The sequence below is a fragment of the Klebsiella sp. DY2415 genome (genome assembly GCF_026314315.1).
In the GTDB taxonomy this organism is placed as follows: Bacteria; Pseudomonadota; Gammaproteobacteria; order Enterobacterales; family Enterobacteriaceae; genus Klebsiella; species Klebsiella ornithinolytica.
Window position 1 is genome coordinate 1988249 of record NZ_CP111115.1, and the last position, 18897, is coordinate 2007145.

The following is an 18897-nucleotide window of genomic DNA, read 5'->3' on the forward strand; positions in this document are numbered from 1 at the left end:
TTTGTAGGTTCCCCGTCGTATCGCTAAACTATACCCACAATAAGTCGTCTTACGGCTTCTGAGGCTGCAACTTGCGGTTTGACGGGATTACCCCATTATCTTTTTTATGCAGTACGGCTGTGGACTGGGCATGGAAACGAAAAAAAATAATATTGAGTTTATTCCAAAGTTTGAAAAATCCTTTTTACTCCCGCGCTACTGGGGCGCCTGGCTGGGGGTTTTTGCGTTTGCCGGTATCGCTCTGACGCCTCCCTCTTTTCGCGATCCGATCCTCGGTAAACTGGGACGGGCGGTGGGTCGGCTGGCGAAAAGCTCGCGCCGGCGTGCGCAGATAAACCTGCTGTACTGCTTCCCGGAAAAGAGCGAGCAGGAGCGCGAGGCAATTATCGATGAAATGTATATGTCGGCACCGCAGGCGATGGTCATGATGGCCGAGCTGGGTCTGCGGGATCCTGCTCATATTCTTTCCCGCGTCGACTGGCAGGGCAAAGAGATCATCGAAGAGATGCAGCGCAATAACGAAAAGGTGATCTTCCTGGTGCCGCACGCCTGGGGGGTGGATATTCCAGCCATGTTGATGGCCTCGGGCGGTCAGAAAATGGCGGCAATGTTCCATAACCAGGGGAATCCGGTCTTCGACTACGTGTGGAATACCGTCAGACGTCGCTTTGGCGGGCGCATGCACGCGCGTAACGATGGCATTAAACCGTTTATCCAGTCGGTCCGCCAGGGCTACTGGGGCTACTATTTGCCCGACCAGGATCACGGCGCCGAGCACAGCGAATTCGTCGATTTCTTCGCGACCTATAAAGCCACCCTGCCGGCGATTGGCCGGCTGATGAAAGTCTGCCGTGCGCGCGTGGTGCCGCTGTTTCCGGTCTATGATGGGAAAACTCATCGTCTGACGGTGCTGGTGCGTCCGCCGATGGATGACCTGCTGGACGCCGATGATCGCACGATCGCGCGGCGGATGAACGAAGAGGTCGAGATTTTCGTCAAGCCGCATACCGAGCAATATACCTGGATCCTCAAGTTGCTGAAGACGCGTAAACCGGGGGAAATCGAGCCTTATAAGCGCAAAGAGCTCTTCCCGAAAAAGAAATAGCGCCCGCCTGTTCCTGCACCGACGTAGCAAAAGAGAGCCAATGAACCTGTCGGGTTCATTGGCTGTATTGTCTGAGTAAAGCGATATGCTCGCTAATCAACCGATAGCGGTATTCCGGTCTGCCGGTGAGACCATAGTGGTTATTGGTGAAGAGAATCCCCGTTTTTTCTAGCCAGATTAAATATTTACGACACGAAACTCTGGAGATTTGCAGCGCGGTGGCGATCTCATTTGTCGAGAAGGCACTCTCCTGATGGGTATCGATCCATTGGCATACCAGGCGCAGCGTTTGCGGCGTTAATCCCTTAGGTAAGCGGCGGGCGTTATCCGGGCGCTGAATACCGCTGCGCAGTAAATCGTCAACATCGGACTGCTCGTAGCGGGATTTGGCGCGCTGCAGCTCGCGTCGTTTACGCCATGTCAGCAGCGCCTCTTCAAAGCGCGGGAACTGAAACGGTTTAATTAAATAATCAACCACGCCATAGCGCATTGCCGCCTGGACGGTTGCCGCATCGGCGGCGGAAGTAATCATGATCGCATCGATGCTGCGGGCGCTCGTACGCAGGGTGGGCAGCAGATCCAGCCCGTTCTCTCGCTGCATGTACACATCCAGCAGAACCAAATCGATCGGTGGCAAATGGTTCAGCATCTGCTCAGCTTCCGCCAGCGTTGAGGCGATACCGCAGCAGCGAAAGTCGGCGACCCTGCTGATAAACAGCCGGTTCAGCTCCGCAACCATCGAATCATCATCCACAATAAGCACATTGAACATGCGTGGTTCCTTTGACTATCGGGAAGCAGGGGAGTCGACGCCTCGATGCTTCCCGCAGGATTAATGAAGAGACGTGTCGCTATAGCGATGAACGCTTATAGGAGGTGTAACGCGCGTGCCAGAAGGTTTTATCAATATTCGCGATCAGCTCTTCCTCGCTGAGTTTTGCGGCGACGCCTTCGGCCTGGGCCACCAGAGCGACATCAAGGGCAATGGCCCGGGAAATCATCTCAATCTCTTCTACCGGGGGTAATAATCCGCCTTTTCCGGTTGTGGCTAACGGCGAGTGCGCCGCCAGCGTTTTACTGCAGGTAATCAGCATGGCTTCGGTGACGCGTTCTGCTTTGGTCGCCAGGATGCCTAGCCCCAGTCCCGGGAAAATATAGGCGTTGTTGCACTGAGCGATATCGTAAGTCGCACCTTGACAGAACACCGGTTCAAACGGGCTGCCGGTGGCGATCAGCGCGTTACCCTGAGTCCATTCAAGCAACTCTTTCGGCTGCGCTTCGGCGCGGGAAGTTGGGTTAGAGAGCGGCATCACGATTGGCCGCGGGCAGTGGCGGTGCATCTCTTTGATAATCTCTTCGCTGAACAGACCCGGCTGGCCGGATACGCCAATGAGCACGGTCGGGTGCACATTGCGCACGACATCCATCAACGACAGGTTGGCAGACGTGACATCCCAGTGGGCAGTAGTGTCCCGCGGCGTCACGAGGCGTTGCTGAAAATCGAGCAGATTGGGCATCTCATCGGTCAGTAAACCAAAACGATCGACCATGAAGACTTTGCTGCGGGCCTCTTCCTCCGACAAACCATCATCAACCATCAGCGCAATAATTTTTTCAGCAATACCGCAGCCGGCGGAACCGCCGCCGAGGAAGACAACGCGCTGGTCGCGCATACGGGTACCTGCCACCGCGGCGGCGGCAATCAGCGTACCTGTCGTGACGGCAGCGGTTCCCTGGATATCATCGTTGAAACAGCACAGCTGGTTGCGATAGCGATTAAGCAGGCGGCTGGCATTCTTCTGGGCAAAATCTTCGAATTGCAGCAGGACATGCGGCCAGCGACGTTTTACCGCATCGACAAACATATCCATAAACTCCATATACTGATCGTCGTTAATGCGCGGATGACGCCAGCCCATATACAGCGGGTCTTCAAGGAGCTTCGCATTGTTGGTCCCGACGTCCAGCATCACTGGCAGCGTCGCGGCGGGATGAATGCCGCCGCAGGCGGTATACAACGAGAGTTTACCGATCGGAATACCCATCCCGCCGATGCCCTGATCGCCCAGACCAAGAATACGCTCGCCGTCGGTGACGACGATCACCTGAATATCGTTGCGCGAGAAGCCCTGCAGCATCTCGTCAATGTGATGGCGGTTAGGCCAGGAAATAAACAGGCCGCGGCCGCGACGATAAATTTCAGAGAAGTGTTCGCAGGCTTCTCCGACGGTTGGCGTATAAATCACCGGCAGCATCTCTTTCATATGACGGCGCAGTAAATGATAAAATAGTGTCTCGTTAGTATCCTGAATATTCCGCAGATAGATATGCCGGGAAATATCGCGCTTAAATTCACTGAACTGCTTCCACGCGCGCTCCGTTTGTTCTTCGATAGTTTCAACATTATGCGGAAGCAATCCCTGGAGATTAAACGCCGTTCTTTCCCCCTCGGTAAATGCGAGCCCTTTATTTAACAGCGGATTTTCCAGCAGGACTGCGCCATTATAAGGGGTATATAATGTTTCTTTGACTAACATTTGATGACTCCTGAACATTGTTTAAATAAAAACAGGTTTTAACTTGATAGAAATGTTGCCCTGAGACGGTAATTAAGAAATTAAATAAATCATGATCCCTTCGGTGACCACGCCAATGGCGGTGCCGAGTAAAATAGAGGATGAGGCCGGCTCAATATACGTATCGCTGCGCAGTGCAAACATACCGGCGGCGATGGCTGAAGGGGTTGCGCCAATGATAATGACCTGCTGCATCAGCGTGTGGCTAAGACCAAAAGCCAGGCCTGCCGCGGCCATCATGGCGGGCTGAATCAGATTTTTAATACTGATATTGGTGCAGGTCTGAATATTAACCGTCGGGCGTTCGCCATAAAACAGCAGGCCAAGAGCAAACAGCGACAGGCCGCCGGCAATTTTCCCGACCATTTCAATCGGCATGCTGAGCATATGGGGAAGCTGTACGCCAGCAAGGCTCAGCAGCACCCCTGAGATAGGGATCCAGACGATTGGATTTCTTATGGCTTTCAGCAGGTTTTGCACAATCAGCTTACCAGCATGAATCTCCTCGCTATCGCCAGCGGCATGTTTATCGCCCATCCGAATCAGGATTATCGTCAGGGGAATCATGAACACGCTGGTGATTAAGTTGCCGATAAGCACGCCCAGAAAGCCTTCGGGTCCAATCAGGACGGCAAGGACCGGCGCACCGAAATAGGCCATATCAGGAAATGCGCACACCAGGGACTGGATCGCGCTGGTTTTGATGTCATGGCGGAATACGTAGCGCGAGATCAGTAGAGTAAGGAAATAAGACCCCATCAGGCCAATCACTAATACGGCCATAAAGGCGAAGTTTTTAATTTTATCCGGGTTGGTATTTAACGCGCCAATAAAAAGATGAAAGGGCAGAGCAAACCGAATGACCACGGTGGCTAACACCGAAGCATCTTCACGACGGGTATAGCCTAACTTACCGCTGAGCCAACCGAGTAACATGATAAAAACTAATGGGAACAATGATTGCAATAGCAGCGTAGGCATAAATTATCCTGAAAATAGGGTGTAGGGTTGCTTGTGGTTTTTAATCTAACGATCCCCTATGGAATGAAAGGTGATTGAAATCACAATGGCGGGTATTTAAATAATTTCGCCTTGGGAACTTTACTTACAAATAGCGGTGCGGAGATTAACTCCTTGTTTTTCATGGCTGTCGATAACGCAATGTCGTAACCAATAACTTTAACTACGGCGTAATAATTTAAATTACTTAAAAGGGAGTTTCTAACTCAGTCACAAAGTCGTGAACGGAGAACGTTGTTTTCTTTTTTAGCGAAAATTCCTGTGCTACCGTTTACGTGGTTTTAATTCGAATGCTTCTTCATTTTTTGTTTCTTTTTATTTTTATTTGACTGCGCAATTTTAATATTGCGCCTCGATCCTACGCCATCTATCACAATTCAGGTGAAACATGAAAAATAATTCACTCAACCATCCGGTAGAACAAACGCACTCGAGTGGGCAAACTCCGCGGTTCTTATCCAACGTTGATGTCGGCGCCGTACCTTTAACGCTGTTTGTCGGTATTGCAATGATTGTCGCCGTCTCATCAATGGCGGGACTGTTGCCAAAGAACATGATTGGCGGGCTGGCGGTCATTATGACCCTGGGATTCGCGCTGGCCAAAATCGGGCGAATGGTGCCGGTGCTTAAAGATATCGGCGGCCCGGCCATTTTGTGTCTGATGATGCCGTCGGTACTGGTCTATTTCGGGGTATTTGATCCCCACACTCTGGGCACCGTGCATCTGTTGATGAAAGAGGCCAATTTACTCTATTTTGTCATCGCCTGTCTGGTGGTTGGCAGTATTCTGGGAATGAACAGAACCATTCTTATCCAGGGAATGGTGCGTATGTTCGTTCCGCTGGTTGTGGGGACCGGAGCGGCGATCGCGACGGGGCTGCTGGTGGGAAGCCTGTTTGGCTACAGCATGTACCATACCTTTTTCTTTATTATTGTGCCGATTATCGGCGGCGGTATTGGGGAAGGCATCCTGCCGCTGTCGCTGGCATATTCTGCGATCCTTGGGCAAACGCCGGACGTGTATGTGGCACAGCTGGCGCCAGCTGCGGTGGTGGGGAATATCTTCGCCATTATCTGCGCAGGCTTTCTGGCTCGCCTGGGCGTCCGCCGCCCGGCGCTGTCCGGCGATGGCATGTTAATTCGCAGCCATGATGATAACCACGTTTTCTCGCAGTCTCAGGGAGGGCAGCCCACCGATTTCCAGCTGATGGGGGCCGGGCTGCTAATGATCTGCGCATTTTTCATCGTTGGCGGGCTGCTGGAGAAAGTGCTGCACATCCCGGGACCGGTATTGATGATTCTGGCCGCCGTTCTGTGCAAATACACCAAAATTATCCCCGCAGCGATGGAGCTGGGGGCGCATAGCTGCTACAAATTTGTGTCCGCAGCCCTCGTCTGGCCGCTGATGATCGGCCTTGGGATGCTGTATGTCCCTCTGGAGAGCGTGGTTTCCGTCTTCTCGATTGGCTACGTCGTGGTTTGCGGTTCCATCGTGATTGCCATGGCATTAAGCGGATTTTTCATCGCTTCCCGGCTGAATATGTATCCTGTTGAAGCGGCGATTGTGACCAGCTGCCACAGTGGGCTGGGCGGCACCGGGGATGTGGCGATACTCTCGGCATCGAATCGCATGTCGCTGATGCCGTTTGCACAGATTGCCACCCGTATTGGCGGCGCCTCAACGGTGATTGCCGCGACGTTGCTGCTGAGCTGGATTGTCTGATTACGGATAAAAAAAACCTGCCAGCATGATGCTGGCAGGTTGGGCGTTCACCACGAGGTCGGTATTACTCGACGGTCAGAATACGCGTGGTGTTAGTGCTGCCGATGGTGCTCATCACGTCACCCTGGGTCACGATAACGAGGTCACCGGAGACCAGATAGCCTTTATCACGCAGCAGATTCACCGCATCGTGCGCCGCAGCGACGCCGTCGTTGGTGCTGTCGAAGTGAACCGGCGTCACGCCGCGATACAAGGCGGTCAGGTTCAGCGTACGTTCATGGCGGGAGAGGGCGAAAATGGGCAGGCCAGAGCTAATGCGTGAAGTCATCAGCGCGGTACGACCGGACTCGGTCATGGTGATGATCGCGGTGACGCCTTTCAGGTGGTTCGCCGCATACATCGCTGACATGGCAATCGCCTCTTCAACGTTATCGAACTGGATATCCAGACGATGTTTGGAGACGTTGAGGCTTGGGATTTTTTCGGCGCCCAGACAGACGCGCGCCATAGCGGCCACGGTTTCTGACGGATACTGACCGGCGGCGGTTTCCGCTGAGAGCATCACGGCATCGGTACCGTCGAGGACGGCGTTAGCGACGTCCATGACTTCCGCGCGGGTTGGCATCGGGTTAGTAATCATCGACTCCATCATCTGAGTCGCGGTGATGACCGAACGGTTCAGCTGACGAGCGCGGCGAATCAGGGCTTTCTGGATACCCACCAGCTCCGGGTCGCCGATTTCAACGCCAAGGTCGCCACGGGCAACCATCACCACGTCAGAGGCCAGAATTACGTCGTCCATTGCGTCCTGATCGCAAACCGCTTCCGCACGCTCAACTTTCGCGACGATCTTCGCATCGCAGCCGGCTTCGCGCGCCAGGCGGCGGGCATAGTTCAGGTCTTCGCCACAGCGTGGGAAGGAGACGGCCAGGTAATCAACGCCGATTTTCGCCGCGGTGACGATGTCAGCCTTGTCTTTCTCAGTCAGCGCTTCGGCAGACAGGCCGCCACCCAGTTTGTTGATACCTTTATTGTTTGACAGCGGTCCGCCGACGGTGACTTCGGTGAACACTTTCAGACCCTTAACTTCGATGACTTTCAGCTGTACGCGGCCATCGTCCAGCAGCAGGATATCGCCTGGCACGACATCCGCCGGCAGGCCTTTATAATCAATACCGACTTTCTCTTTGTCGCCTTCGCCTTTGCCCAGCTCTGCATCAAGCAGGAATTTGTCGCCGATATTAAGGAAAATTTTGCCTTCTTTGAAGGTGGATACGCGAATTTTGGGGCCTTGCAGATCGCCGAGGATGGCCACATGACGGCCCAGTTTTGCCGCGATCTGACGGACTTTATCCGCGCGAATCTGATGATCTTCCGGGGTACCGTGAGAGAAGTTCATACGTACCACGTTAGCGCCTGCGGCGATCACCTTTTCAAGGTTGTTATCACGATCGGTTGCCGGGCCTAAGGTCGTTACGATTTTGGTTCTGCGAAGCCTTCTGGACATGTAATACTCCGTTGACTAAAACAACTTTGGTGTTGCGTGAACATGGAATCGGCGGTGCCGGTCAGCAATGTCGCTCTGCCGGAACGTTACCGAAGGTGTAATGGGTCACTACCTAATTATCAAGTTTTATGGGTTGTCGCTGTGTACAGGCAGCTCTTTATCAAAACGCGATTCCTTCAATGCTTCCTTGACCCTCTTCAAGTTATCTCTGAATTTCGCTCCTCGACGGAGGGTAAAACCGGTGGCCAGCACATCTATTACCGTCAGCTGAGCAAGACGTGAAACCATGGGCATATAGATATCCGTATCTTCGGGGACATCAAGCGTAATCGACAAGGTTGCCTCTCGCGCCAGCGGGGTACCCGCCGACGTGATGGCGATGACCATGGCATCGTTTTCACGCGCCAGCTGCGCCAGTTCGACCTGGCTTTTTGTCCGGCCAGTATGTGAGATAATCACGACAACGTCATCATCATTGCAATTCATACAGCTCATGCGTTGCAGGACAATGTCGTCGGAGTAGATAACCGGAACGTTAAAACGGAAAAATTTGTTCATGGCGTCATGCGCGACGGCTGCCGAGGAGCCGAGGCCAAAGAAGGCAATTTTCTTGGCCTGGGTCAGAAGGTCGACGGCACGATTAACCGCTGACATATCGAGAGAGTGGTGGACCTGATCTAAACTGGCCATGGCTGACTCGAAAATCTTCCCCGTATAGGACTCTACGCTGTCGTCTTCATCGACATTGCGGTTAACATAGAGAGTACCGTGTGCCAGGCTTTGTGCCAGGTGAAGTTTAAAATCAGGAAAGCCGCGGGTTTCCAGACTCCGGCAAAAACGGTTAACGGTCGGTTCGCTGACGCCAGCTTCCAGCGCCAGGGCCGCAATGCTTGAATGAATTGCCTGAGCAGGCGTAGCAAGAATGACTTCCGCCACTTTGCGTTCGGATTTGCTAAGGTGTTCCAGCCGGGACTGGATTTTTTCCAGCATGTTCATGGGTAACGGAGCGCTCATCAGTGGAAGCGATTTCATTAATGGATGAAATCATCAGGCGTTTTAGCAAGAATATACCCCTCCGTTACGCTAAGCGGGGAGGAATGACGTTAAAAAATGTTGTTTTTTTTCATTACATGATCAGAGTCGTATTTTATTAACTTAAAACCGGTCGAAAGAACGAACAAGTTTAGCCGTTTGCCCAAATAGTCGCCGGAACTTTTCTCCGCGTGCGGTTTAGCGTCGGGAATGGCGGCCTGAGGGTTTCGGGAAGTTCGTAAACACAGTACAGTGCAGTGTAAGAAAATTACAAATATAGCCTGGCATAAGCACCAGACTATCAACTGAGGAGAATGACATGGCGGTAACGCAAACGGCCCAGGCATGCGATCTGGTCATTTTCGGCGCGAAGGGTGACCTGGCGCGTCGTAAATTGTTGCCTTCCCTGTATCAGCTCGAAAAAGCTGGCCAGATCAACCCTGAGACCCGGATCATCGGGGTCGGACGTGCTGACTGGGATAAAGATGCTTACACCAAAGTCGTCCGTGAAGCGCTTGAAACCTTCATGAAGGAAAAGATTGATGAAGGTTTGTGGGAAACCCTGAGCGGACGTCTGGATTTTTGTAACCTCGATGTGAACGATACCAAAGCGTTTTCCCGTTTGGGCAAAATGCTGGATCAGGAAAACCGCGTCACCATCAACTACTTTGCCATGCCGCCGAGCACTTTTGGCGCCATTTGCAAAGGCCTCGGCCAGGCGAAACTGAACGCCAAACCTGCGCGCGTGGTGATGGAGAAACCGCTGGGTACCTCTCTGGATACCTCCCGCGAGATCAACGATCAGGTCGGCGAATTCTTCGAAGAGTGCCAGGTTTACCGTATCGACCATTACCTCGGCAAAGAAACGGTGCTCAACCTGCTGGCGCTGCGCTTTGCGAACTCCCTGTTTGTCAATAACTGGGACTGCCGCACGATCGACCACGTTGAAATCACCGTAGCGGAAGAAGTGGGTATCGAAGGTCGCTGGGGTTACTTCGATCAGGCCGGGCAAATGCGCGACATGATCCAGAACCATCTGCTGCAGATCCTGTGCATGATCGCGATGTCGCCGCCGTCAGACCTCAGTGCCGACAGTATTCGTGACGAAAAAGTAAAAGTGCTGAAGTCGCTGCGCCGTATCGACCGCTCCAACGTGCGTGAGAAAACGGTCCGCGGCCAGTACACCGCCGGCTTCGCCCAGGGTAAAAAAGTCCCGGGCTACCTCGAAGAAGAGGGGGCGAACAAATCCAGCAATACCGAGACCTTTGTGGCTATCCGCGTCGATATCGATAACTGGCGCTGGGCCGGCGTGCCGTTCTACCTGCGTACCGGTAAACGCCTGCCGACCAAATGTTCTGAAGTGGTGGTGTATTTCAAAACCCCGGAGCTGAACCTGTTTAAAGAGAACTGGCAGGAGCTGCCGCAGAACAAGCTGACGATTCGTCTGCAGCCGGATGAGGGCGTGGATATTCAGGTCCTCAACAAAGTGCCGGGCCTTGACCACAAACACAATCTGCAGATAACCAAGCTGGATCTGAGCTATTCGGAGACCTTCAACCAGACTCACCTGGCGGATGCCTATGAACGTCTGCTGCTGGAAACCATGCGCGGTATCCAGGCGCTGTTCGTGCGTCGTGATGAAGTCGAAGAGGCGTGGAAGTGGGTTGACTCCATTACTGAAGCCTGGGCTGCCGACCGCGATGCGCCGAAGCCCTATCAGGCAGGTACCTGGGGGCCGGTCGCCTCTGTGGCGATGATCACCCGCGACGGTCGTTCCTGGAACGAATTTGAATAGTTTGCGGGTTATCCGGAGGAGTTATTTTACCGGTAACATGATCTGACGCAGCAAGTCGCATAATTTTTGCTCTTTTAAGCCCCGGGAGGATTCACCCCCGGGGCTTTTTTTATTACACTGCGGATAGATATTTTGCCGCTGAGCTGCAGTGTTGGTGCCTTTCACCTTCTAAGAGGTTGCTAAAATGCTGTGGCCGGACAGATAAAAATTCAGGAGCCTTTATGAATTCGACAATGTTACGGGTAACAAATCGCATTATCGAACGGTCGCGCGATACCCGCACCGCCTACCTCGCACGGATTAACCAGGCGAAGACCGATACCGTCCATCGCGCGCAGCTGGCGTGCGGTAATCTCGCCCACGGCTTTGCTGCCTGTCAGTCGGACGATAAAGCCTCGCTGAAAAGCATGTTGCGTAACAATATCGCCATTATTACCTCTTACAACGACATGCTGTCCGCCCACCAGCCCTATGAGTATTACCCGGATATCATTCGCAAAGCGCTGCATTCGGTAAATGCGGTAGGCCAGGTCGCGGGGGGCGTTCCGGCGATGTGCGATGGTGTCACTCAAGGTCAGGATGGGATGGAACTCTCCCTCCTGAGCCGCGAAGTGATTGCAATGTCGGCCGCTATCGGCCTGTCGCATAACATGTTCGACGGCGCGCTGTATCTGGGCGTATGTGACAAAATCGTCCCCGGACTGACGATGGCCGCGCTCTCCTTTGGCCACCTGCCGTCAGTCTTCGTACCGTCGGGCCCGATGGCCAGCGGCCTGCCAAATAAAGAAAAAGTGCGCATCCGCCAGCTGTATGCTGAGGGTAAAGTCGATCGTATGGCGCTGCTGGAGTCTGAAGCGGCGTCCTACCACGCCCCGGGTACCTGCACATTTTACGGTACGGCGAACACCAACCAGATGGTGGTGGAGTTTATGGGCATGCAGCTTCCGGGCTCGTCGTTTGTGCATCCGGATGCCGAACTGCGCCAGGCGCTGACCGCCGCCGCCGCACGCCAGGTGACGCGCATGACCGGTAACGGTAATGAATGGATGCCGTTAGGCAAAATGTTTGATGAGAAAGTGGTGGTCAACGGGATCGTGGCGCTGCTGGCAACCGGCGGTTCGACCAACCATACGATGCACCTGGTGGCGATGGCTCGCGCGGCGGGCATTATCATTAACTGGGATGATTTCTCCGATCTCTCCGACGTTGTGCCGCTGCTGGCGCGCCTTTACCCGAACGGTCCGGCGGATATAAACCACTTCCAGGCCGCGGGCGGCGTACCGGTGCTGGTCCGTGAGCTGCTGAAAGGCGGCCTGCTGCACGAAGATGTCAACACCGTAGCCGGTTTTGGTCTCTCGCGTTACACCATGGAACCCTGGCTGAATAACGGCGAACTGGACTGGCGTGAAGGGGCGACGGCGCCATTGGACGATCAGGTTATTGCAACTTTCGACAAGCCATTCTCTCGCCATGGCGGGACGAAAGTGCTGAGCGGCAACCTCGGGCGTGCGGTGATGAAAACCTCGGCCGTACCGGTTGAGAACCAGATCATTGAAGCGCCGGCGGTGGTGTTTGAAAGCCAGCACGACGTTTTGCCTGCTTTCGAGGCCGGAATGCTGGACAAGGATTGCGTGGTGGTTGTTCGCCACCAGGGGCCAAAAGCGAACGGCATGCCAGAATTACATAAACTTATGCCGCCACTTGGTGTATTATTGGACCGCCGTTTCAAAATTGCGCTGGTTACCGATGGTCGACTCTCTGGCGCATCCGGCAAGGTTCCGTCAGCAATCCACGTTACGCCGGAAGCGTATGATGGCGGGCTGCTGGCAAAAGTACGTGATGGCGATATCATCCGCGTCAACGGGCAGACGGGCGAACTGACGCTGCTGGTGGATGACGCTGAACTGGCTGCACGCCAGCCGCATGTTCCTGACCTCAGCAGTTCGCGCGTCGGGAGCGGCCGGGAAATGTTCGCAGCGCTGCGTGAAAAACTCTCCGGAGCCGAACAGGGCGCAACCTGCATCACTTTTTAAGACGATACAATTTGTAGATCTGGCGAGAGAGAAACTCTGATGAAAAACTGGAAAACAACTGCAGAAGCAATCCTCACCAACGGCCCGGTTGTCCCGGTGATCGTGGTGAAAAAGCTGGAACACGCTGTGCCGATGGCCAAAGCGCTGGTTGCCGGCGGCGTACGCGTACTGGAAGTCACGCTGCGTACCGCATGCGCGCTTGATGCGATTCGCGCGATTGCGAAAGAAGTGCCGGAGGCGATTGTCGGCGCAGGTACCGTAACAAACGTTGAGCAGCTGAAAGCCGTCACCGAAGCTGGCGCGCAGTTCGCTATCAGCCCGGGTCTGACCGAGTCCCTGCTGAAAGCGGCGACTGAAGAAGGCACCATCCCGCTGATCCCGGGGATCAGCACCGTGTCCGAACTGATGCTGGGCATGCAGTATGGCCTGAAAGAGTTCAAATTCTTCCCGGCAGAAGCTAACGGCGGCGTGAAAGCGCTGCAGGCGATTGGCGGTCCGTTCGCCCATATCCGTTTCTGCCCGACTGGCGGCATCTCTCCGGCGAACTACCGCGACTACCTGGCACTGAACAGCGTGCTGTGCATCGGTGGTTCCTGGCTGGTTCCGGCGGATGCGCTGGAAGCGGGCGATTACGACCGTATTACCAAAATTGCTCGCGAAGCGGTGGAAGGCGCGAAGTAATTTTCACGCCCTGATAACGAGCGAAATCCAGACCCGGTAGCGCTGAGGCGACCGGGTTTTTTTATCCCTGAACCAGCACGGCCGACGCGGCGGCTTTCGCGCGCGCCACCGCCTCCTCGACGCTATCGGCGACGGCCAGCGTGACGCCCAGTCGACGAGAACCGTCAATCTCCGGCTTACCGAACAGGCGCAGCTGCAGTCCCGCCCCTACCGCGCCCTGGATATTGCTAAAGGTGACGTTCTGGCTGGTGAGCTGCGGCAGAATGACCGCGGAGGCCGCCGGGCCATACTGGCGAATCGCGCCAACCGGCAGACCGAGGAAGGCGCGAACGTGCAGAGCAAATTCCGAGAGGTCCTGGGAAATCAGCGTCACCATCCCGGTGTCGTGTGGGCGAGGGGAGACTTCACTGAAAATCACCTCATCGCCGCAGACGAACAGCTCTACGCCAAACAGACCGTAGCCGCCAAGCGCCAGCACGACTTTGCTGGCAATGTCCTGGGCGCGGGCCAACGCCAGCTCGCTCATCTGCTGCGGCTGCCAGGATTCGCGATAATCGCCATCCTCCTGGCGATGGCCGACCGGGGCGCAGAAATGGACGCCATCGACCGCGCTGACGGTAAGCAGGGTAATTTCAAAATCGAAATTCACCACCCCCTCGACGATAACCCGACCGGCGCCCGCGCGGCCACCTTGTTGCGCATAGCGCCAGGCCTCAGCCAGCTGATCAGCGTGACGAATAAAGCTCTGACCTTTGCCAGAAGAGCTCATGACCGGCTTCACAATGCAGGGAAGGCCAATCTCCGCGACGGCTTCGCGAAAGGCCGCTTCGCTGTCGGCAAAGCGGTATGCCGAGGTGGGAAGCTGCAGCTCCTCCGCAGCCAGGCGGCGAATACCTTCGCGATTCATGGTCAGTTTCGCCGCGCGAGCGGTGGGAACGACTTTTTGCCCGGCCTGCTCCAGCTCCACCAGCGTATCCGTGGCGATAGCTTCAATTTCCGGCACGATAAAGTCAGGTTTTTCTTCCGCAATCAGCGCGCGCAGCGTTTCACCATGCAGCATGTTGATGACGTGCGAACGGTGCGCCACTTGCATCGCCGGCGCGTCGGGGTAGCGGTCGACTGCGATGGTCTCAATACCCAGCCGTTGGCACTCAATGGCGACTTCTTTACCCAGTTCGCCGGAACCTAACAACATCACCCGTGTCGCTGCCGGACGCAGCGCTGTGCCTAATAACGTCATGACTCTTTTCCACAGTAAAAAAACATGCGCCACATTATAAACGAAAACGTTTGCGTCTGTCTTTATGACCGTTGGTTGAGTCCTGGGTGAAAATTTGCTATACTGTATAAAAATACAGTATAAAGAGGCTGCAGAATGGCGGTTGAAATTAAATATGTGGTGATCCGCGAAGGTGAGGAAAAGATGTCGTTTACCAGCAAAAAAGAGGCCGATGCTTACGACAAAATGCTCGATCTTGCCGAGGTCCTCAACGACTGGCTGGTAGAGTGCCCGCTGACGCTGGATGAAACCCAGCGTGATGAAATGGCAATGTGGCTGGCGGAACGCAAAGAGACATTGCACCACATTCTGAGGTCAGGAAAACGCCCGGAAGCAGAAGACGGGGCAACCGGACAGGCTTCTCAGGATGAGAGCTCCGCGGCTGAAATCTCAGAGGCCGTAGCCGAGGGGGCAAGCGAACAACCCGCGGCAACCGCGCCGGCAAAATCGCGCAAGGTAAAGGCCGCCTGAGTCCGGCCGAATTTGCGCATCTTTAGCTGCTCATAACATTTCCTGACATCTCGTCGTTTAGGCTGATGACATCGCTTAAAAAGCAACGAGGGAAATCATGGCTAACTGGCTTAATCAACTCCAGTCCCTGCTGGGCCAGCAGGGACCGTCTTCCTCATCAGGCGAGCGGCCGGATGGTAAAAGCTTCCTTCTGCCCGGGGCGCTGGGCGGCCTGGCGGGGCTGCTGGTGGCCAGTAAATCATCGCGCAAGCTGCTGGCCAAATATGGCACCAGCGCACTGCTGGTTGGCGGCGGGGCGGTGGCGGGAAGCGTACTGTGGAACAAGTATCAGCAGAAAATGCGGGAAAATTCCCCTGCGCAATCTGTCGCTTCGCCGGGGCAAGCCACCGGGGCGTCAACCTCGCCAGCCTCCGGGCTTGATGCCCGCAGCGAACGGCTCATTCTGGCGCTGGTGTTTGCCGCTAAAAGCGACGGGCACATTGATGACAGCGAGCGGGCAAACATTGAAGAGCAGCTGCGCGCGGCCGGTATTGCCGTGCAGGGGCGCGTTCTGATCGATCGCGCGCTGTCCCAGCCTCTCGATCCGCAGCGTCTGGCGCAGGGCCTCAACAGCGAGCAAGAGGCGCTGGAGATCTATTACATCAGCTGTGCGGCGATCGATATCGACCATTTTATGGAGCGTAGCTATCTCAACGCTCTGGGCGAAGCTTTAGGCCTCCCGCCAGAAGTGCGTGCCGACATCGAACAGGATATTCAGGCACAAAAACAGGCGCTTTCTACCTAAATCAGCAGGTTTTGCTTGCAACGTGGGCCACTTTTGCCACCCTTATACACACGCCATCCTTCAAGCCGCTTCTTGAATGATTTTGTGTATGAAATACAGGATGCAGAAGACCAAAAGATGCCACCAAAAGCAAAACGAATCCCCCACGCCATGACCCTTCATGGCGATACCCGTATCGATAATTACTTCTGGCTGCGCGACGATGAGCGTTCGCGGCCGGAAGTGCTTGATTATCTTCGCGAGGAAAATGAGTACGGCCGGCAGGTCATGGCGACTCAACGTAGCCTGCAGGAGCGGGTGCTAAAAGAGATTATTGATCGTATCCCGCCGCGCGAAGTCTCCGCGCCCTACAGCAAAAATGGCTACCGCTATCGTCAGGTATATGAGCCGGGCTGTGAATACGCTATTTATCAGCGTCAGTCGGTGCTGAAAGAGGAGTGGGATGAATGGGAGGTGCTGCTCGATAGCAACCAGCGCGCGGCGCAGAGTGAATTCTATACTCTCGGTGGGCTGGGCATTTCGCCGGATAACATGATCATGGCGCTGGCGGAGGATTATCTCTCCCGTCGGCAGTATGGCCTGCGTTTGTGCAATCTGCAAAATGGCGAATGGTATCCTGAAGTGCTGGAAAACGTCTCCCCGGAATTTGCCTGGAGCAATGATTCGCAAACGCTGTGGTATGTCCGCAAGCACCCGACTACGCTGCTGCCTTACCAGGTCTGGCGGCATACCGTGGGCGCTTCGCCGCGTTCCGATGTGCTGGTCTACGAGGAGAAGGATGAAACCTTCTACGTCAGCCTCCATACGACCACCTCCCGGCAATTCGCCGTGATCTATCTTGCCAGCGCGACAACCAGTGAAGTGCGGCTGCTGAATACCGAAATGCCGGATGCGGAACCGGTGTGTTTCCTGCCGCGACGTAAAGATCACGAGTACAGTCTCGATCATTACCAGCATGCTTTTTATCTTCGCTCCAACCGCGAGGGGAAAAACTTTGGTCTCTATCGTACCCATGAACGCGACGAACAGCAGTGGGAGACGCTGATTGCGCCACGCCAGGATGTGATGCTCGAGGGATTCACCCTGTTTACCGACTGGTTGGTGGTTGAAGAGCGCCAGCGCGGGTTAACCAGCCTGCGCCAGATTAACCGCAAGACCCGGGAAGCGGTTGGCATTGCCTTTGATGACCCGGCCTACGTGACCTGGCTTGCCTATAATCCGGAGCCGGAAACTTCGCGCTTACGCTACGGATACTCATCCATGACCACGCCGGATACGCTCTTTGAGCTGGATATGGATACCGGTGAGCGGCGGGTACTGAAACAGCAGGAAGTGAAAGGGTTTGAGGCCAGCCATTATCGCAGTGAACATCTGTGGATTAAGGCTCGGGATGGTGTGGAGGTTCCTGTTTCGCTGGTTTATCGGCGTGAGCATTTCCGCAAGGGCGTCAGCCCGCTGCTGGTCTATGCCTACGGGTCGTACGGCGCCAGCGAAGATGCTGATTTCAGCGCCAGCCGGTTGAGCCTGCTCGATCGTGGTTTCGTGTTTGCGATCGCCCACGTTCGCGGCGGCGGTGAATTAGGGCAGCAGTGGTACGAAGACGGCAAGTTCCTGTGTAAAAAGAATACCTTTAATGATTATCTTGATGTCTGCGATGCGCTGCTGGCGCAGGGATATGGCGATCCTCGCCTGTGCTACGGCATGGGCGGCAGCGCGGGCGGCATGTTAATGGGCGTCGCTATTAATGAGCGGCCGGAGCTGTTTCACGGCGTAGTGGCTCAGGTTCCGTTTGTCGATGTCCTGACCACCATGCTCGACGAGTCGATTCCGCTGACGACCGGGGAATTTGAAGAGTGGGGAAATCCGCAGGACGAAGAGTACTATCGCTATATGAAGAGCTACAGTCCTTACGATGGCGTCACGGCGCAGGCCTATCCCCATCTGCTGGTTACCACCGGCCTGCACGATTCCCAGGTGCAATACTGGGAACCGGCAAAATGGGTGGCCAGGCTGCGCGAGCTGAAAACGGACGATAACCTGTTACTGCTGTGCACCGATATGGATTCAGGGCACGGCGGTAAGTCGGGGCGTTTTAAAAGCTATGAAGGGGTTGCGCTGGAGTATGCCTTTCTGATTGGCCTGGCGCAGGGGACGTTACCCGGCCAGGCGGACGTTTAGCGTCGCTACTCCCCGAGATAGTGCTTGAGCGTTAAGCGCAGCTCGGGGCTCATCCGATCCAGGTTATTGAACAGCCAGCGTAAATAGCCCGGGTCGTTTTCTGCGATTTCGGCCACCGCCTTGCCGCGATATTTACCGAAGGTAAAGGTGGTCAGCAGCGCCGGACGACCGGTAATGGTCGCCATCTCCTCAGGCTGCCAGCCGGAAACGTTGATAATATCGAGAAGCAGCGCGGCGGTGATATAGCAGTCGTACAGCGCGCGGTGTTGATGCAGTCCGGCAGGCGTTGCGACACTGAGCTTACGCGATTTATACAGCCCCATATTGCTGTATTTAATGCCTGGCCACAGACGGCGGGCCATCTTCATGGTGCAGATCCACTCCCCGTGCATTTCCGGTAACACCCGGCGATCGAAGCTGGCGTTGTGGGCGACATACCATCGGCTGCCGATGTAATGCGGCAGAACCTCTTCAATCCACGGCTTGTCGGCGACCATCTCTTCGGTGATACGGTGAATTGCCATGGCCTGGGGGCTGATAGGTCGGTCGGGACGAACCAGATGACTCATGGGATTGGTTATCTGACCATCGACAATATCAACAGAGGCGATTTCCACAATGCCTCCCTGCAGTCCGCAGGTTTCCGTATCGATTACGCGTAGCATGGCTCACTCCGGCCCAAAGAAACCAGCGTAAATGAATGCGCAGCGCTT

15 protein-coding genes are annotated in these 18897 nt (G+C 55.1%); 8 read left to right on the top strand and 7 right to left on the bottom strand.

Annotated elements, in window-relative coordinates; translation table 11 throughout:
* The first annotated feature begins 130 nt into the window (after positions 1-130).
* Positions 131-1105, top strand: a complete 975-nt coding sequence (gene lpxM, locus OQV00_RS09240; protein ID WP_004864019.1) for a lauroyl-Kdo(2)-lipid IV(A) myristoyltransferase — start codon at positions 131-133, stop codon at positions 1103-1105.
* 55 nt (positions 1106-1160) lie between these two features.
* On the opposite strand, the gene dcuR is transcribed toward lpxM, so the two are convergent.
* The 3 genes from dcuR to OQV00_RS09255 form a co-directional block, all read right to left on the bottom strand.
* Complete coding sequence (dcuR, locus tag OQV00_RS09245; RefSeq protein ID WP_100663346.1) at positions 1161-1877, bottom strand: two-component system response regulator DcuR; 717 nt, start codon at positions 1875-1877, stop codon at positions 1161-1163.
* 79 nt (positions 1878-1956) lie between these two features.
* A complete protein-coding gene (locus OQV00_RS09250) occupies positions 1957-3642 on the bottom strand; it encodes an NAD-dependent malic enzyme (RefSeq protein ID WP_004864014.1) in 1686 nt (561 codons plus the stop codon).
* Between the two features lie 72 nt (positions 3643-3714).
* A complete protein-coding gene (locus tag OQV00_RS09255) occupies positions 3715-4662 on the bottom strand; it encodes an AEC family transporter (RefSeq protein WP_004864011.1) in 948 nt (315 codons plus the stop codon).
* Positions 4663-5089: 427 nt separating this feature from the next.
* Here OQV00_RS09255 and OQV00_RS09260 point away from each other — a divergent pair, with 427 nt between their 5' ends.
* A complete protein-coding gene (locus OQV00_RS09260; protein WP_004864007.1) occupies positions 5090-6424 on the top strand; it encodes a 2-hydroxycarboxylate transporter family protein in 1335 nt (444 codons plus the stop codon).
* A 64-nt stretch (positions 6425-6488) separates the two neighbouring features.
* On the opposite strand, the gene pyk is transcribed toward OQV00_RS09260, so the two are convergent.
* Positions 6489-7931 (bottom strand): pyruvate kinase, encoded by a 1443-nt coding sequence (gene pyk, locus OQV00_RS09265; protein WP_004864005.1) that lies wholly within the window; start codon positions 7929-7931, stop codon positions 6489-6491.
* 126 nt (positions 7932-8057) lie between these two features.
* Positions 8058-8963 (bottom strand): MurR/RpiR family transcriptional regulator, encoded by a 906-nt coding sequence (locus OQV00_RS09270; RefSeq protein ID WP_160873290.1) that lies wholly within the window; start codon positions 8961-8963, stop codon positions 8058-8060.
* A 319-nt stretch (positions 8964-9282) separates the two neighbouring features.
* Between OQV00_RS09270 and zwf the strand changes: the two genes are divergently transcribed.
* The 3 genes from zwf (at position 9283) to OQV00_RS09285 (ending at position 13472) form a co-directional block, all read left to right on the top strand.
* On the top strand, positions 9283-10758 hold the full coding sequence (gene zwf / locus OQV00_RS09275; RefSeq protein ID WP_004863999.1) for a glucose-6-phosphate dehydrogenase: 1476 nt from the start codon (positions 9283-9285) through the stop codon (positions 10756-10758).
* Positions 10759-10979: 221 nt separating this feature from the next.
* Positions 10980-12791 (top strand): phosphogluconate dehydratase, encoded by a 1812-nt coding sequence (gene edd, locus OQV00_RS09280; RefSeq protein ID WP_004863996.1) that lies wholly within the window; start codon positions 10980-10982, stop codon positions 12789-12791.
* Positions 12792-12830: 39 nt separating this feature from the next.
* The gene (locus tag OQV00_RS09285; protein ID WP_004863992.1) at positions 12831-13472 is read left to right on the top strand and encodes a bifunctional 4-hydroxy-2-oxoglutarate aldolase/2-dehydro-3-deoxy-phosphogluconate aldolase; all 642 of its coding nucleotides are present in this window, start codon (positions 12831-12833) and stop codon (positions 13470-13472) included.
* A gap of 61 nt (positions 13473-13533) precedes the next feature.
* Here OQV00_RS09285 and purT read toward each other — a convergent pair whose 3' ends face one another.
* Entirely contained in the window at positions 13534-14712 is a 1179-nt protein-coding gene (purT, locus tag OQV00_RS09290) for a formate-dependent phosphoribosylglycinamide formyltransferase (protein ID WP_088911373.1), read from the bottom strand.
* Positions 14713-14847: 135 nt separating this feature from the next.
* Between purT and OQV00_RS09295 the strand changes: the two genes are divergently transcribed.
* The 3 genes from OQV00_RS09295 (at position 14848) to ptrB (ending at position 18184) form a co-directional block, all read left to right on the top strand.
* Positions 14848-15222, top strand: a complete 375-nt coding sequence (locus OQV00_RS09295; protein WP_015584009.1) for a YebG family protein — start codon at positions 14848-14850, stop codon at positions 15220-15222.
* Positions 15223-15319: 97 nt separating this feature from the next.
* Positions 15320-16006 (top strand): tellurite resistance TerB family protein, encoded by a 687-nt coding sequence (locus OQV00_RS09300; protein WP_004863985.1) that lies wholly within the window; start codon positions 15320-15322, stop codon positions 16004-16006.
* A 117-nt stretch (positions 16007-16123) separates the two neighbouring features.
* Positions 16124-18184 (top strand): oligopeptidase B, encoded by a 2061-nt coding sequence (ptrB, locus tag OQV00_RS09305; protein ID WP_032724251.1) that lies wholly within the window; start codon positions 16124-16126, stop codon positions 18182-18184.
* A gap of 5 nt (positions 18185-18189) precedes the next feature.
* Here ptrB and exoX read toward each other — a convergent pair whose 3' ends face one another.
* Positions 18190-18849 carry an exodeoxyribonuclease X gene (gene exoX, locus OQV00_RS09310; RefSeq protein ID WP_004863981.1) on the bottom strand — a complete coding sequence of 220 codons (660 nt, stop codon included), beginning with the start codon at positions 18847-18849 and terminating at the stop codon, positions 18190-18192.
* Positions 18850-18897 lie beyond the last annotated feature (48 nt).

Bases quoted from the DNA above. Each gene is read 5' to 3' on its own strand.
- lpxM (WP_004864019.1), top strand. From the start codon at position 131: ATGGAAACGAAAAAAAATAATATTGAGTTTATTCCAAAGTTTGAAAAA.
- dcuR (WP_100663346.1), bottom strand. From the start codon at position 1,877: ATGTTCAATGTGCTTATTGTGGATGATGATTCGATGGTTGCGGAGCTG.
- OQV00_RS09250 (WP_004864014.1), bottom strand. From the start codon at position 3,642: ATGTTAGTCAAAGAAACATTATATACCCCTTATAATGGCGCAGTCCTG.
- OQV00_RS09255 (WP_004864011.1), bottom strand. From the start codon at position 4,662: ATGCCTACGCTGCTATTGCAATCATTGTTCCCATTAGTTTTTATCATG.
- OQV00_RS09260 (WP_004864007.1), top strand. From the start codon at position 5,090: ATGAAAAATAATTCACTCAACCATCCGGTAGAACAAACGCACTCGAGT.
- pyk (WP_004864005.1), bottom strand. From the start codon at position 7,931: ATGTCCAGAAGGCTTCGCAGAACCAAAATCGTAACGACCTTAGGCCCG.
- OQV00_RS09270 (WP_160873290.1), bottom strand. From the start codon at position 8,963: ATGAAATCGCTTCCACTGATGAGCGCTCCGTTACCCATGAACATGCTG.
- zwf (WP_004863999.1), top strand. From the start codon at position 9,283: ATGGCGGTAACGCAAACGGCCCAGGCATGCGATCTGGTCATTTTCGGC.
- edd (WP_004863996.1), top strand. From the start codon at position 10,980: ATGAATTCGACAATGTTACGGGTAACAAATCGCATTATCGAACGGTCG.
- OQV00_RS09285 (WP_004863992.1), top strand. From the start codon at position 12,831: ATGAAAAACTGGAAAACAACTGCAGAAGCAATCCTCACCAACGGCCCG.
- purT (WP_088911373.1), bottom strand. From the start codon at position 14,712: ATGACGTTATTAGGCACAGCGCTGCGTCCGGCAGCGACACGGGTGATG.
- OQV00_RS09295 (WP_015584009.1), top strand. From the start codon at position 14,848: ATGGCGGTTGAAATTAAATATGTGGTGATCCGCGAAGGTGAGGAAAAG.
- OQV00_RS09300 (WP_004863985.1), top strand. From the start codon at position 15,320: ATGGCTAACTGGCTTAATCAACTCCAGTCCCTGCTGGGCCAGCAGGGA.
- ptrB (WP_032724251.1), top strand. From the start codon at position 16,124: ATGCCACCAAAAGCAAAACGAATCCCCCACGCCATGACCCTTCATGGC.
- exoX (WP_004863981.1), bottom strand. From the start codon at position 18,849: ATGCTACGCGTAATCGATACGGAAACCTGCGGACTGCAGGGAGGCATT.